We start from the raw sequence: 13,171 nt of genomic DNA on the forward strand, positions 1-13,171 counted from the left end.
AGAACTCTTAACCGATCCGCAATGGCGTTTGCTTTGGATTACCGGCTTTCTCGGCAGCTTGACCACATTTTCAGGTTTTTCAGTGGAGATGGTGGGTTTGATGCAGGCGCAACGTTGGGGCATGGCTGCGATGGCAACCTGTCTGCATGTTTTTGGTTCGTTTGGTTTGACGGCGCTGGGGATTAAATTGGCGCAGATTTGGAAGTGAACAAAAATAACAGGGTGCAAAATTGCACCCTGTTATTTTTTATAGACATTTAATCAATGCCAATAGGCAAACAGACGGTTTCTTGACAATAGGTTTGGCCGGACTCGCTTAAGTGTGCCGGTTTGTAGGCGGCAAAGGTGTAGGTAAGGTCTGCGCGGAATGTGTCGGGATCAGCTTCGGCGGTGTCGCAGTTGAGGCCGGTGGGAATATCGAGGGCGACTTTCAGGCCGTCTGAATGATTGAGTTGGCGGCAGAGGGCAGCGATTTCTGCTGGAAGCGCGCCGCTGAAGCCTGTGCCGAATATGCCTTCGATAATGATGTCGTAGCCGTTTTTCAGACGGCCTTCCAGCTCTTGCTTGGTAATAAATTCAATATAGGGCAAACCGTTGAGGCGTTCGCGATTGGTTTGAGCTAAAGGGGAGAGGTTTTCTCCGAGTGAAAACAGAATGTCGATGTGCCAACCTTGCGCTTGCATATATCTTGCCATGACTAAGCCGTCGCCGCCGTTGTTGCCTTTGCCGCAAACGATCAGGGCGCGTCCGGCTTGAGGATGACGCTGCATGAGGTTTCGGGCGGCAGAGCTGCCGGCATTTTCCATCAGTTGGTCGAAGCTTGTGCCTTTATCGACGGCTGCTTGCTCGCGTTCGCGCATCTGGGCGGCGGTATAGACTTTCATGATCGGCTCTCTTTGCAGGAAGTTATTTGTCGGCAGTATTCATCAGGCGCAAGGCTTTCAGACGGCCTATTTCTTTTTGATATTCCACCAGTCCGATAAATGTGCTGTCTTGGCTGTACACACGGATGGGCTGCTCGGCGGAAATGTCTTCGGTAAACTGGGGGCGTTGGCCGTGTTTGAGCATGGTAACGGCGTAGTCGTTCAGCTCGAGTTTGGGAAAATGTTGCACCAAGACATCGCAAGGCAGCAGCAGGGCATCGCGTTCGGCTTCGTCCAATTCTGCCAAGGCTTTGAGCGTGTGGCTTTGGGCAATGGTAAAGCCGGCGGTTTCAGTACGGCGCAGGGCGGTCAGGTGGGCGAATGTGCCGATGTGTTTGGCGATGTCTTCGCTGAGGGTGCGGATGTAAGTGCCTTTGCTGCAACGTACGTCTATCACGGCTTTGGGTGCATTAAACTCAGTGATATCAATGGAGTAAATGGTGATGTCGCGCGCTTTGCGTTCGATAACGATGCCTTTGCGCGCGTATTCGTACAGCGGTTTGCCTTCGTGTTTGAGGGCGGAAAACATCGGCGGCACTTGGCGGATATCGCCCGTTAAGGCTTGGCAGGCCGTCTGAAATTCGGACAATGAAATATCGGCGCGTGCGGTGGCAATGATTTCGCCTTCGGCGTCGCCTGTACTGCTGGCTTCGCCCAGTTTCAGCGTGGCCGTATAGGCTTTGTCGGCATCAATCAGATATTGGGCAAACTTGGTCGCTTCACCGAAACAAACAGGTAGAAGCCCTGTAGCCAAAGGATCAAGTACGCCGGTATGCCCGGCTTTTTCGGCACGGAACAAGCGCCGCGCCTTTTGCAGGGCGGTATTGCTGGAAAGGCTTTCAGGTTTGTCGAGGAGAAGAACGCCGTTGACAGGGCGTTTGGTGGGTTTGGCTGTCATATTAAGTTGGGGGAGTGTTAATGTTTAGGCCGTCTGAAAGGGTTCAGACGGCCTGTGTGTTTTAATCAATCAGTCTTCAACCGGTTTTTCCGCCGCTACTTGGTCGATCAGGCTGGAAATACTCATGCCGCGTTCGAGTGATTCGTCGTATTTGAAGTGCAGCTCAGGCGTTTTGAAGAGTTTGATGCGTTTGGCCAATTCGCTGCGCAAATGACCTTTGGCGTGTTCCAAAGCTTCTTCGGTAATGTCGCGTGTGCTGTCGTCGAGGACGGTGTAGAACACGGTTGCGTGGCTGTAATCGCGGGTAACTTCGACTTCGTTGATGGTGATGAAGCCTGCGCGCGGGTCTTTCAGGCCGGTGCGGACGAGTTCGGCAAGCTCGCGCATGATTTGTTCTTTGACACGGTCTTGGCGGGCATAGCCACGTTGGGGTTTTCTCATGGTTTTCCTTGATGTATGGCAGGCTGTCGTTTTCAGACGGCCTGCGGTTTGGATTTTGAACAGCTGCCTATTATAACGGAGCGCGGTTTATTGTGCTTGAACCGAGAAAGGCATATCGATTTTTTGCCATTGCGCGCTTTCGTAGTCCAGCGCATCGGCGATGAGGGGGTGTTGCTCCAGCCATTGGGCGTTGATGCGCAAGATGAAGCTGTGGTTGTTTTCATCGATGCGAAGCTGGGTTTGCGGCGGCAAATCAAGCGGCAGGCGCGAGCGGCAGAAGAGGGCTGCCAGGCGCAGGGACAATACGGCACACCACATGATTTCGTTGTTACCGATAATGTCTGCCATTTTCTTAAGGTCGCCGCGATGGCCGATAACCAGTTGCGCCAAAATGGTTTGCTCTTTGCGTGAGAAGCCCGGCATATCGGCGTTTTCGAGAATGTAGGCGGAGTGTTTGTGATAACCGGTATGGGCAATATCCAAGCCGATTTCATGCAGACGGCCTGCGCGGCTGAGGTATTGGTTCCACAGGGCAAGTTCTTGAACGGTTACGTTTTTGGCGTGGCACAGGCTGTTCATGAAGGCTTGCGCGGTATCGGCAACGCGTTTGGCTTGGTTGAGGCTGACGTGGTAGCGTTTTTGGAACTCCGCCGTTGTCTGTTCGCGCATATCGACATTGAGGCTGCGGCCGATTAAGTCGTAGAACACGCCGTCGCGGAGGGCAGCCTCGGTAACGGTCATTTTGGTCAGCGAAAGCTCTTCAAAAGCGGCCATCATCACGGCCAATCCGCCTGCAAAAACTTCGATTCGTTCGGGTTTGAGGTTTTCAAATTTGGCTTTTTTAACCGAACCGGCTTCGATAATCCTATCGGCAAGATAACGCATGCCTTGGGCGGTAATGTCGGCTTCTTGCGGCAATTCGGCCGCCAAAACGTCGCGTATGGATTTGGCCGAACCGGACGTGCCGATGGCGAAATCCCAGCCGGTACGCTTCATCAGTTTGCTGATGCGCTGGATTTCGATACGCGCGGCGGAAACGGCGGCTTGGAAATCTTTGGCGGTCACTTTGTTTTGGAAGAAGCGCATGCTGTATGTTACGCAGCCCAAAGGCAGGCTTTCTGTGGTCAGCGGTTGCAAATCCGAGCCGATGACAAATTCGGTCGAACCGCCGCCGATGTCGATAACCAGCATTTTGTCGCCTTTAGGCGGCAGGGTATGCACTACGCCGGTATAAATAAGACGCGCTTCTTCGCGGCCGGCAATGACTTCGATGGGGAAACCCAGCGCCGCTTCGGCACGGGGCAGGAATTGGGCGATATTTTTGGCGACGCGGAAAGTGTTGGTGGCCACCACGCGCACGTTTTCAGGTTGGAATCCGCGCAGGCGTTCGCCAAATTTTGCCAAACATTCCAAGGCTTGTTCTTGAGAGGCTTCGCTCAGGTTTTTTTGTTCGTCCAAGCCGGCGGCAAAGCGTACCATTTGTTTGAAGGAGTCGATGACTTTCAGCTGGCCGTTGTTGTTTTCACAAATTTGCAGGCGGAAACTGTTGGAACCCAAGTCGACGGAGGCTAAAACGTTGGCGGGAGTGGTGGTCATAAAAAATACCGCTTGATTAGAAAAACCTAAATGTTACTTGAGGCGGTATCACTTGACAATAAAAGGAATACAGCTCTTTGATTCTGCTCATAGATGTATTTTATAATGCTGATTTTAAGCAAATATATCAAAGGCCGTCTGAACTTTTCAGACGGCCTAAAAAGAGAAACACATGAAATCGGAAAACCAAGATTTCTTATTTTTATCGCGCCGCCGCCTGTTGCAAGTCGGCGGAGCCATGCTTTTGACGCCTGCGACCGCATGGGCGGGGGCGCAACGTGAAGAAACGCTGGCCGATGATGTGGCTTCCGTGATGCGCAGTTCGATTAATAGTGCCAGCCCTGCACGGCTGGTGTTTGCCGATTCGAGGGAAGGGGAACGTTGGTTGGCGGCGATGTCTTCCCGATTGGCACGCTTTATTCCCGATGAGGGCGAGCGCCGCCGTTTGTTGGTCAATATTCAATACGAAAGCAGTCGCGCCGGACTCAACACCCAAGTGATTCTGGGTTTGATTGAAGTGGAAAGCGCGTTTCGCCAATATGCCATCAGCGGAGTGGGCGCGCGCGGTTTGATGCAGGTGATGCCGTTTTGGAAAAACTATATCGGCAATCCGTCGCACAACCTTTTCGACATTCGCACCAATCTGCGCTATGGCTGCACTATTCTGCGCCATTACAACAATATCGAGAAAGGCAATATTGTCCGCGCTTTGGCAAGGTTTAACGGCAGCTTGGGCAGTAACAAATATCCGAATGCCGTGTTAGGCGCGTGGCGAAATAGATGGCAGTGGGGTTGATTGGGGATAATGGGATAGGGCAGATCTTGCGTGACGTTGTTTTTTGTTAAAACCGTTTTATACCGATGAAGCAGGTTTGCGATAAACGGCTTGCGATTTGACCCCATGCAATTCCTTTGAATCCTGTATAATCAGAAAATCTGTTAATTCACACTTTCAGACGGCCTTTCGCAAACTTAAGGCCGTCTGAAACATTATTTATGGCAAGAGATAACCGCATTCAAATGTTTCCGCACGAGTGGCGTGCCAGTACCACACTTTCCGGCGTTTACGCACTGCGTATGTTGGGGATGTTTTTGGTATTGCCTGTTTTGGCGATGTATGCCGCTTCGTTGCCCGGCGCAGAAAACAATAAAGCGCTGGTCGGTATGGCGATGGGTATTTATGGGCTGACACAGGCTTTGCTGCAGCTGCCTTTGGGCATGGCTTCTGATAAGTTCGGCCGTAAAAAAGTGATTTATGCCGGCCTGATTGTATTTGCGGCGGGTAGTTTTTTGGCCGCAGTTGCCGACAGCCTGCAGATGTTGGTTGCCGCGCGTGCCATTCAAGGTGCGGGTGCCGTCAGTGCGGCGGTAACGGCTTTGCTGGCGGATTTGACCCGTAATGAAGTGCGGACGCGTGCGATGGCGATGATCGGCCTGAGTATCGGCTTGACCTTTTCCGTCAGCCTGGTGCTTGCGCCGATGATTGCCAGCTTTATCGGCGTATCCGGCCTGTTTGCGCTGACCGGTATTCTGACTGTAATCAGTATCGGCGTAGTTGCCTGGATGACTCCTGATCCCGAAGTGTCAAAAATGCACGAAGACACGCAGGCGCAGCCTTCGCGTATGGGCGAGGTATTGAAAAACCGCCAACTGCTCAATCTCGACTTCGGTATTTTTGCCTTGCATGCGGCGCAAATGGCTTTATTTACCGCATTGCCGTTTGCCATGACGCAGTTGGGTTTGGAAAAAATCCATCACTGGCAAGTCTATCTGCCGTCAACCATTACCGGTCTGATTATTATGGTGCCGCTGATTATCGTCGGCGAAACGCGCAACAAACTCAAACAAGTGTTTATCCTTGGTATCGTCTGCATTGCCACGGCGCAAATCGGTCTGCTGTTTGGAATGCACTCGGTCTGGTTGATTACCGCTTATCTGATTGTTTACTTTATTGGTTTCAATGTATTGGAAGCCAGCCTGCCGTCTATGGTGTCAAAAATTGCTCCGTCCGATTTGAAAGGCACCGCGATGGGCGTGTATAACACCATGCAGTCGGTCGGCTTATTTGTCGGCGGCGCAACCGGTGGTTTATTGTTCCAAAAATACGGTTTTGTAGGCGTATTTGCCTTTTGTAGCGTATTGATGTTGCTGTGGCTGGTATTGGCAGTCATTTCGCCGGCACCAAAACCTGTCAAAAACCTCAGCTATCCGCTTAACGCCGAATGGCAACAAAATCCGGATTTGCTCTACCAAAAATTGACCGAAATTGAAGGCGTTGAAAGCATCAGCTTTAGCGCAGACAAACAAACCATTTATATCAAGGCCTTGCAAAAAGGATTCGACCAAGAGGCCGCCGAAAAAATTATCACAGGAGTGTAAAATGTCATTGAATAAAGTTATCCTCATCGGCCGCCTCGGCCGCGACCCGGAAGTCCGCTATATGCCCAACGGCGAGGCCGTCTGTAACTTCAGCGTTGCCACCAGTGAAACGTGGAACGACCGTAATGGCCAACGCGTAGAACGTACCGAATGGCACAATATCACCATGTACCGCAAACTCGCCGAGATCGCCGGTCAATACCTGCGTAAAGGCAGCCAAGTGTACCTGGAAGGCCGTATCCAAAGCCGTAAATACCAAGGAAAAGACGGCATCGAGCGCACCGCTTACGACATCATCGCCAACGAAATGAAAATGCTCGGCGGCCGCAACGACAACAGCGGCGGCGCACCATACGATGACGGCTACAACCAAGGCGGTCATTCAAGCCAAAGCAGTTACCAACAAGCGCCACAACAGCAATACCAATCTGCTCCAGCTCAAGAACCCCCAGCCGCCCCAGCCCGTCGTCCTGCTCCGGTACAACCGACTGCTCCGGTTGATGATATCGACGACGATATTCCCTTCTAATCATTGAACAATACAAAAGGCCGTCTGAAAAATATACTTTCAGACGGCCTGAGACCTTTGCAAAATTCCCCAAAATCCCCTAAATTCCTACTAAGACATTTAGGGGATTTTCCATGAGTACCTTCTTCCAGCAAACCGCCCAAGCCATGATTGCCAAACACATCGACCGCTTCCCACTATTGAAATTGGATCAAGTGATTGATTGGCAACCGATCGAACAGTACCTGAACCGTCAAAGAACCCGTTACCTTAGAGACCACCGCGGCCGTCCCGCCTATCCCCTGTTGTCCATGTTTAAAGCCGTCCTGCTCGGCCAATGGCACAGCCTCTCCGATCCCGAGCTCGAACACAGCCTCATCACCCGCATCGATTTCAACCTGTTTTGCCGTTTTGACGAACTGAGTATCCCCGATTACAGCACCTTATGCCGCTACCGCAACCGGCGGCGCAAGACGACACCCTGTCCGAATTGCTGGAACTGATCAACCGTCAACTGACCGAAAAAAAACTAAAAGTAGAGAAAGCATCCGCCGCCGTCATTGACGCCACCATTTTTCAGACCGCCGGCAGCAAACAGCGTCAGGCTATAGAAGTTGATGAGGAGGGACAAGTCAGTGGACAAACCACACCTAGTAAAGACAAAGATGCCCGTTGGACAAAGAAAAACGGCCTCTACAAACTTGGTTACAAACAACATACCCGCACCGATGAGGAAGGCTATATCGAGAAACTGCACATCACTCCCGCCAATACCCATGAGTACAACCACCTGTCGCCTTTACTGAAAGGGATAACCGAAGGTACGACCATCTATGCCGACAAAGGATACGACAGCAAGGAAAACCGGCAACATCTGAAAGAACATCAGTTGTTGGACGGCATTATGCGCAAAGCCCACCGCAACCGTCCGCTGACGGAAGCGCAAACCAAACGTAACCGATATTTGTCAAAAACCCGTTATGTGGTCGAACAAAGCTTCGGTACGCTGCACCGTAAATTCCGCTATGCCCGGGCAGCCTATTTCGGGCTGATTAAAGTGAGTGCGCAAAGCCATCTGAAGGCGATGCGTTTGAACCTGTTGAAAGCCGCCAACAGGCTAAGTGTGCCTGTTTGCGCCTAAAAGGCGGCCCGGATGCCTGATTATGGGGCGTTCGGGGAGGATTAAGGGGGTATTTGGGTAGAATCAGGAGGTATTGGGGGAGAGAAACAGCCGAAAATCTTTGTTTAGGTTCCGGCTGTCGAGGGAAGGGCTTTTTTGCAAAGGTCTCTGCTTGAATGGGTTTTTAGGCTGCCGTTACCGCCACCGGCTTCTCCGCTTGAGCGCTCGCCGGAACTTTTGCCCTGCCCGATGGCAGTCTCGGCTACGGCCATCAGGATGCCGCGGGTGCGGTTGAAGACGGTTTTATGGCGGTGTTTGTTCATGGCGGGGGTATCCGTAGTGTGTGCGGGGGTGGGGAAAGGCAGCCTGAAAACGAGAAAAGGGGGCAGGCTGCCTGCGATGTAAACACACAGCAACTTAATCCTAAACTCTATTCGTCATTCGCAAGCGGCGGCAAACCCAAAGTATCTGTTTGGCCGGTGTAGTAATCCACCCAGTTTTGCAGGTATTCGTAAGGGAAGTCCAAATCGTAGGCACGCATAAAGTCGAAGGGATCTTGGTATTCGCCTTCAGGCAGCGGCGCATCAAACAACGCTCCGTTGCCGCCGTTTGTGCCGTTCAGACTGCCGCCCGCCGCACCCACCACCGAAGCAATCGCCCCGGTCTGCGCTTTAATCTCTTCTTTAATGTGCTCGGGTAACAGGTTGGGATTGAATTTTCCCGTTGTCGGGTCAATCGCGGTATGGCCGTCGTCGTATTGTTTGGCCAGATACCCGGCCGCACGTTCGGCAGCAACAGCAGCGCTGTCGCCGGCAAGCGGGTCGGCGCCGTTGGCGTAGGCCAAGGCGGCACCGAGCATAAAGTGGCCGATTGCTTGCGCGGCTTCGTTTTTGTTTTCACCGTGGCCGAAGCGCTTGCCGATGGCGGCTGCAGCATACGGTGCCAACGTATTGGCCGCCAGCTGTAAATCACCCTGGCCGCCCAGGGTGCCGGTAATCAGGGTTTCGGCGGCGCTAAGCGCACGGCTTTTGCTGCCGCCTATGCCCCAGCTTCGGGCTTCTTGGTAGGCTTGGGCGTAGGCGGGGGAATGGGCCAGCATCTCCTGCTGCCGTTGTGCGTCGCTTAGGCTGAGGTAGTGTTCGTAGCTGCCGTCGTTACGCTCTTTCAGGCTGCCTTCGTGGGCGGCCTGTTGTTTTTCCAGCTCTTCGGCTGCCGCTTTGGCACGGTTGCCCCTATAGGTGCCGACGGCACTGTGGATGGCGGCAGTCGATTGGGCAATGGTTTGCTGTTTGTCGAGTAGGTTTTGCAGATCGGGAACGCTGTCGGCACCGTGATGGGCAGTGGCCGAATCGGTATGGATGCCTAGGGCGCGGGCACTGGTTTTTTTGCCGCCGATGGTGATGTTGCCTTCGCTGAGCAGCGAGCGGGTATAGCCTTGGCTGTTGCCGCTTTCATGTTGCGGCAGGGTGGGGCTGTAGTTGAAGCCTTTATTCATGTTCTGGCCGGCGGTTTGGGACGCACGACCAAAGGCGCTTTGATTGAAGCCGTTGCTTCCTTTCAGGCTGCCGCCGTAGCCGGCGCCGATGCCCATGCTGCTGGCGCTGTAGCTGCTTTCGTTGCGGATGTCTTCAAAGCTGAAACTGCGGGCGGTCAGTTCGTTGTGGTCTTTGTCTGCGGCAGAAGCGATGGCGCCGCCTTTAAGCCGGACGCTGTCGGCTGTGATGTGGTAGCCGCCTTCGCCGGCAAAGAGACCGCTCTGGCTGCCGACGTTAAAAGACAGCCTGAATATTTTTCAGACTGTCTTTTTGAAGAGATGGAAGTTATTTGTTTCTCAATATCTCAATAAGGGCGGCTTTGGACTGGTAGAAGTCCAAATCAAATAATGAAATGCCTAAATGTTTGCAATATTCTTCGATCATCTCCACAGTCAGCCTGTTTTTTTTGAGTCTTTCGGTATATTTTTCTGTCTGTTCAAACGGCAGCGGCGTGCCATATTCCATAAACTCGACACGACTGGTTTCTTTATGCAGCATAACATTTCTGGTTTCGCAGTCATGACGGGAAACCTGTTTGCTGCCCTCATACAGGGTAAATGAGACCGCACCGAATTCGTCTTTGCCAAAATATGGGCGTAAGTACATAGTCAATAATCTGATTTTCCACAGCAAGGCTTCATACGGCACACTTGAAAAGTCTGTGCCGTTCCGATTATTGTCTATTAGTAATGACCAATCAGACTGCGTTTCCAACAATAAATATTTGGATGATCCGGTAATCTCAAGCGGATTCAAGAAATCCAATTTCTGACTGAGGGTATATTCCTCATCCAAATACGATAGTTTCGGTTTTAAATTCTGATAAAAGTCGCTTAAATCCATTAATCTTTTCAAATAGAGATCCAGTGCTTTTTCAAATGGCGCGCCAATAAAATAAAACTGTTTCAGGCTTGGATGGCCGTCTTTTGCAAGAAAAAAATCTTTGTTTACATTCATCATCTAATCCACGGTTCTTAAAATTACAATAGCATCCGGATCATTACTCAATGCTCTCGATGCATGTCCGGCTCCACGGTTCGAACTGGCGCGATCGTATTCGATATAAATTCGTTTATTAGAATCACGCAAGGTGGCTTGGACATCCGGGCGGCAGATCCCTACCCGGCACATTTGGTTGTTTACCTGCTGTTGGTTGATCCTAATATCTTTCGCTGCGGCTGTGGCCGCTGGCTTTGCTTTGGTTGTAGTTGCCGGATACGCTCCATGCGGTACCGAGCGCGACTTAGGCGCGGATGCCGCCGCCGCTTTGTTTGCTCTCCTGTTCGACAGTGTCTTGCGGGCTTTCGATATAAAGGGTGCCGCCGACATCGGCGTCGATGCGTCGGGCATGGGCTTGGGCACCATTCAGCACGGTATTGCCCTTGCTGCTGAGCTGCAGTTTGTCCGATTGCAGCAGGGTGTTTTGATGGGTTTGGCTGTCCGAACGGTTTTTGCCTTTGCCGTAGGCGGCTTCGGCATAGATATAGACGCCGGTTTGGGCACCAACGGAAACCCCGACGCCGACCTGTACGCCGGCATTGCGGTTTTTGCCGTCCTGATGTTGGCTGTCTTGGGCCGACTGCAGCCGGATGTCGCGTGCGGAATCGAGGCGGATGGTGTCGCCCGCGGTAATGTTGCTGCCTTGGACGGTAATGTCGCCCTCGTGGCTGCGGATATTGATGTCGCCGCCGGCTTTCAGGCTGCTTTGCCGGCTTTGGCGGTAGTTTTGGTTTTGTTCTTTGCCGGCGGATTTAAAGCCGAAACCGGCTTCAACGGACAAGAGGACGGCGCCTTGTTGGCTAGACTTGCTTATTCAATCCACTCAGTTACAATTTTTCTAATTGATGTTTCTTGAATCTCAATTTGAACTCTCGTGTCCAACCCTATTCCATCCTGTATAGTTATTACCATAAAATTATTTAGTTTTGAAACTTCGCATTGATACCAAATACAGTATTCATCACTTCCTATAACGTGAGCTAAATAATTAGATAATCGTAATGCCTGCTCGTCATTCCCAGAAAATAATACCTCTTTCTCATCGAAGGATGAATAAACAAGCACTTCATTCATATCATGTTTTATTGATAGAATATATTCTTTTTTCATTCTGTAATCCTAATTATTTCGCCAGTAAATCTATTTTTAAATGACTGAATAGTTTCATAATACAACCCACCATTGGGATAACCTGCAGGATCACGGATTGCCACTACAGTTTTTCCTCCCCTTTGAGTGATTCCATCAATAACAACAGCATGTCTCTCCACAGGAGAGGTTTTGACTATTGCAATAGCGGGCTTTCCATGACTAAACCATTTGGCAGTATGCTCAATATTTACATTTCTATTATAGGAAGATTTTATACCATTATCTTTTAAAATTCTTTGCAATAGCGCAGGGGAACTTCCTTTTCCTAGAACATCTGGCGGATATATCTTTAATAAATCATATAAAGGAACGTTTCGTTTTAGTGTGTTTAAAAGCATACCACATGAATGTTGTCCACAAGTTACTGACTGATTAGGTTGAACAAGCACTCCTCCGCGAGTATTCGTTCTCTTAATAAATTTTCCCGAATTATCCATTACTTGTTTAGCTGCGTATGTAGCATCGGAACCAATAGGAGTCATAACTTTTTGAGAGATATCTCCTATTTCCCTAACAACAGGAACAGGCACTTTCAATGCCGAAGACGACAGACTGCTTGGCCCGAATTTGAGTTTGCCGTTTTTGCTTAAATTCCCGGCACTCTTCACTACCTTTGCGGCGGCACGCGAGCGGACAATGGCAGATGCCGTCCCGCCGCTGACAACCATAAATGCTGCATTGGTTCCAACCCGGGCATCAAACATTGCGTCCATTCTGCCTGCAAGTTGCGGATCGTTGATATATGCTTCGTCGCGAACCGCTTTCCAGTTTTCGTAGGACATCACAACTTTGTTGACTGTTTGCACGGGACTGGAAACGGCTTCGGCCAATGGAACAATGGTATTGTCCCACGGGTGGCGTATGCCCTCCCATGTGCCTACAACAATCTCTTTGGCTGCCAGATAGGATGCTTCTAATTCATAGGCTTCGTAAGAGCGGATGTAAAGGTCTTTGCCCTTTGGATTGTTTTGGTAGATCTTATCTGCTCTGGCTCTCAGGCTTCGTTCGCCGGGTGTGAATCCGTCTAAACGGTTTAGGGCATTATTCTCCACCGCATTCTGCCCCAACACGCCCCCTACCTGTGCGTTGAACAGGGCATTGGTGTTTGCGCCGTTGGTGCCGTTCAGGATGCCTCCGGCGGCACCGACTACCGAAGCAACCGCACCGGTCTGCGCTTTGATCTCTTCTTTGATGTGTTCGGGTAACAGGTTGGGATTGAATTTCCCCGTTATCGGGTCGATGGCAGTGCGGCCGTCGTCGTATTGTTTGGCCAGGTATTCGGCTGCGCGTTCGGCGGCAACGGCGGCGCTGCCGCCGGCCAGCGGGTCGGCGCCGTTGGCGTAGGCTAAGGCGGCACCGAGCATAAAGTGGCTGATTGCTTGCGCGGCTTCGTTTTTGTTTTCACCGTGGCCGAAGCGCTTGCCGATGGCGGCTGCGGCATACGGTGCCAACGTATTGGCCGCCAGCTGTAAATCACCCTGGCCGCCCAATGCGCCGGTAATCAGGGTTTCGGCGGCGCTAAGCGCACGGCTTTTGCTGCCGCCTATGCCCCAGCTTCGGGCTTCTTGGTAGGCTTGGGCGTAGGCGGGGGAATGGGCCAGCATCTCCTGCTGCCGTTGT

14 protein-coding genes and 2 pseudogenes are annotated in these 13,171 nt (G+C 51.6%); 6 read left to right on the plus strand and 10 right to left on the minus strand.

Annotated elements, in window-relative coordinates:
* A partial coding sequence (locus ACTHUE_RS05005; RefSeq protein ID WP_440423073.1) for a CrcB family protein occupies positions 1-208 on the plus strand: 208 nt, incomplete at its 5' end.
* Positions 209-257: 49 nt separating this feature from the next.
* Here ACTHUE_RS05005 and ACTHUE_RS05010 read toward each other — a convergent pair.
* From ACTHUE_RS05010 to ppx, 4 genes are all read right to left on the minus strand, one after another.
* Positions 258-884 carry an NAD(P)H-hydrate epimerase gene (locus ACTHUE_RS05010; protein ID WP_219088392.1) on the minus strand — a complete coding sequence of 209 codons (627 nt, stop codon included), beginning with the start codon at positions 882-884 and terminating at the stop codon, positions 258-260.
* Between the two features lie 22 nt (positions 885-906).
* Entirely contained in the window at positions 907-1,821 is a 915-nt protein-coding gene (gene truB, locus ACTHUE_RS05015; RefSeq protein WP_219088394.1) for a tRNA pseudouridine(55) synthase TruB, read from the minus strand.
* 69 nt (positions 1,822-1,890) lie between these two features.
* On the minus strand, positions 1,891-2,262 hold the full coding sequence (gene rbfA, locus ACTHUE_RS05020; protein WP_003685554.1) for a 30S ribosome-binding factor RbfA: 372 nt from the start codon (positions 2,260-2,262) through the stop codon (positions 1,891-1,893).
* 87 nt (positions 2,263-2,349) lie between these two features.
* On the minus strand, positions 2,350-3,858 hold the full coding sequence (gene ppx / locus ACTHUE_RS05025) for an exopolyphosphatase (RefSeq protein WP_107792520.1): 1,509 nt from the start codon (positions 3,856-3,858) through the stop codon (positions 2,350-2,352).
* 172 nt (positions 3,859-4,030) lie between these two features.
* On the opposite strand from ppx, the gene ACTHUE_RS05030 reads away from it, so the two are divergent.
* The 4 genes and pseudogenes from ACTHUE_RS05030 (at position 4,031) to ACTHUE_RS05045 (ending at position 7,886) form a co-directional block, all read left to right on the plus strand.
* A complete protein-coding gene (locus ACTHUE_RS05030) occupies positions 4,031-4,654 on the plus strand; it encodes a lytic transglycosylase domain-containing protein (RefSeq protein WP_070608647.1) in 624 nt (207 codons plus the stop codon).
* 200 nt (positions 4,655-4,854) lie between these two features.
* Entirely contained in the window at positions 4,855-6,237 is a 1,383-nt protein-coding gene (locus ACTHUE_RS05035) for an MFS transporter (protein WP_107792519.1), read from the plus strand.
* 1 nt (position 6,238) lies between these two features.
* Positions 6,239-6,766, plus strand: a complete 528-nt coding sequence (locus ACTHUE_RS05040; RefSeq protein ID WP_107792518.1) for a single-stranded DNA-binding protein — start codon at positions 6,239-6,241, stop codon at positions 6,764-6,766.
* A 113-nt stretch (positions 6,767-6,879) separates the two neighbouring features.
* Positions 6,880-7,886: pseudogene (locus ACTHUE_RS05045) on the plus strand (IS5 family transposase).
* A gap of 104 nt (positions 7,887-7,990) precedes the next feature.
* Here ACTHUE_RS05045 and ACTHUE_RS05050 read toward each other — a convergent pair.
* Entirely contained in the window at positions 7,991-8,188 is a 198-nt protein-coding gene (locus ACTHUE_RS05050) for an ESPR domain-containing protein (protein ID WP_107792516.1), read from the minus strand.
* Between the two features lie 107 nt (positions 8,189-8,295).
* Positions 8,296-9,360: a hypothetical protein gene (locus tag ACTHUE_RS05055; RefSeq protein ID WP_318839043.1), complete on the minus strand. Its 1,065-nt coding sequence runs from the start codon at positions 9,358-9,360 to the stop codon at positions 8,296-8,298.
* A 39-nt stretch (positions 9,361-9,399) separates the two neighbouring features.
* On the opposite strand from ACTHUE_RS05055, the gene ACTHUE_RS05060 reads away from it, so the two are divergent.
* The gene (locus ACTHUE_RS05060; protein ID WP_440402860.1) at positions 9,400-9,711 is read left to right on the plus strand and encodes a hypothetical protein; all 312 of its coding nucleotides are present in this window, start codon (positions 9,400-9,402) and stop codon (positions 9,709-9,711) included.
* Here ACTHUE_RS05060 and ACTHUE_RS05065 read toward each other — a convergent pair.
* The 4 genes and pseudogenes from ACTHUE_RS05065 to ACTHUE_RS05080 form a co-directional block, all read right to left on the minus strand.
* Positions 9,686-10,360 carry a hypothetical protein gene (locus tag ACTHUE_RS05065; protein ID WP_440423077.1) on the minus strand — a complete coding sequence of 225 codons (675 nt, stop codon included), beginning with the start codon at positions 10,358-10,360 and terminating at the stop codon, positions 9,686-9,688. The genes ACTHUE_RS05060 and ACTHUE_RS05065 overlap by 26 nt on opposite strands.
* A 283-nt stretch (positions 10,361-10,643) precedes the next feature.
* The gene (locus ACTHUE_RS05070; protein WP_440402861.1) at positions 10,644-11,180 is read right to left on the minus strand and encodes a hemagglutinin repeat-containing protein; all 537 of its coding nucleotides are present in this window, start codon (positions 11,178-11,180) and stop codon (positions 10,644-10,646) included.
* Between the two features lie 29 nt (positions 11,181-11,209).
* The gene (locus ACTHUE_RS05075; protein ID WP_440402862.1) at positions 11,210-11,509 is read right to left on the minus strand and encodes a hypothetical protein; all 300 of its coding nucleotides are present in this window, start codon (positions 11,507-11,509) and stop codon (positions 11,210-11,212) included.
* A pseudogene (locus ACTHUE_RS05080) lies at positions 11,506-13,023 on the minus strand (cysteine peptidase family C39 domain-containing protein); the annotation flags it as partial. The pseudogene ACTHUE_RS05080 and the gene ACTHUE_RS05075, both read right to left, overlap by 4 nt.
* Positions 13,024-13,171 lie beyond the last annotated feature (148 nt).

The sequence above is a fragment of the Neisseria sp. P0021.S005 genome (assembly GCF_051956955.1).

Coding starts and splice junctions, on each gene's coding strand:
- rbfA (WP_003685554.1), bottom strand. CDS start 2,262: ATGAGAAAACCCCAACGTGGCTATGCCCGCCAAGACCGTGTCAAAGAA.
- ACTHUE_RS05040 (WP_107792518.1), top strand. CDS start 6,239: ATGTCATTGAATAAAGTTATCCTCATCGGCCGCCTCGGCCGCGACCCG.
- truB (WP_219088394.1), bottom strand. CDS start 1,821: ATGACAGCCAAACCCACCAAACGCCCTGTCAACGGCGTTCTTCTCCTC.
- ACTHUE_RS05055 (WP_318839043.1), bottom strand. CDS start 9,360: ATGAATAAAGGCTTCAACTACAGCCCCACCCTGCCGCAACATGAAAGC.
- ACTHUE_RS05030 (WP_070608647.1), top strand. CDS start 4,031: ATGAAATCGGAAAACCAAGATTTCTTATTTTTATCGCGCCGCCGCCTG.
- ACTHUE_RS05065 (WP_440423077.1), bottom strand. CDS start 10,360: ATGATGAATGTAAACAAAGATTTTTTTCTTGCAAAAGACGGCCATCCA.
- ACTHUE_RS05050 (WP_107792516.1), bottom strand. CDS start 8,188: ATGAACAAACACCGCCATAAAACCGTCTTCAACCGCACCCGCGGCATC.
- ACTHUE_RS05035 (WP_107792519.1), top strand. CDS start 4,855: ATGGCAAGAGATAACCGCATTCAAATGTTTCCGCACGAGTGGCGTGCC.
- ACTHUE_RS05075 (WP_440402862.1), bottom strand. CDS start 11,509: ATGAAAAAAGAATATATTCTATCAATAAAACATGATATGAATGAAGTG.
- ppx (WP_107792520.1), bottom strand. CDS start 3,858: ATGACCACCACTCCCGCCAACGTTTTAGCCTCCGTCGACTTGGGTTCC.
- ACTHUE_RS05010 (WP_219088392.1), bottom strand. CDS start 884: ATGAAAGTCTATACCGCCGCCCAGATGCGCGAACGCGAGCAAGCAGCC.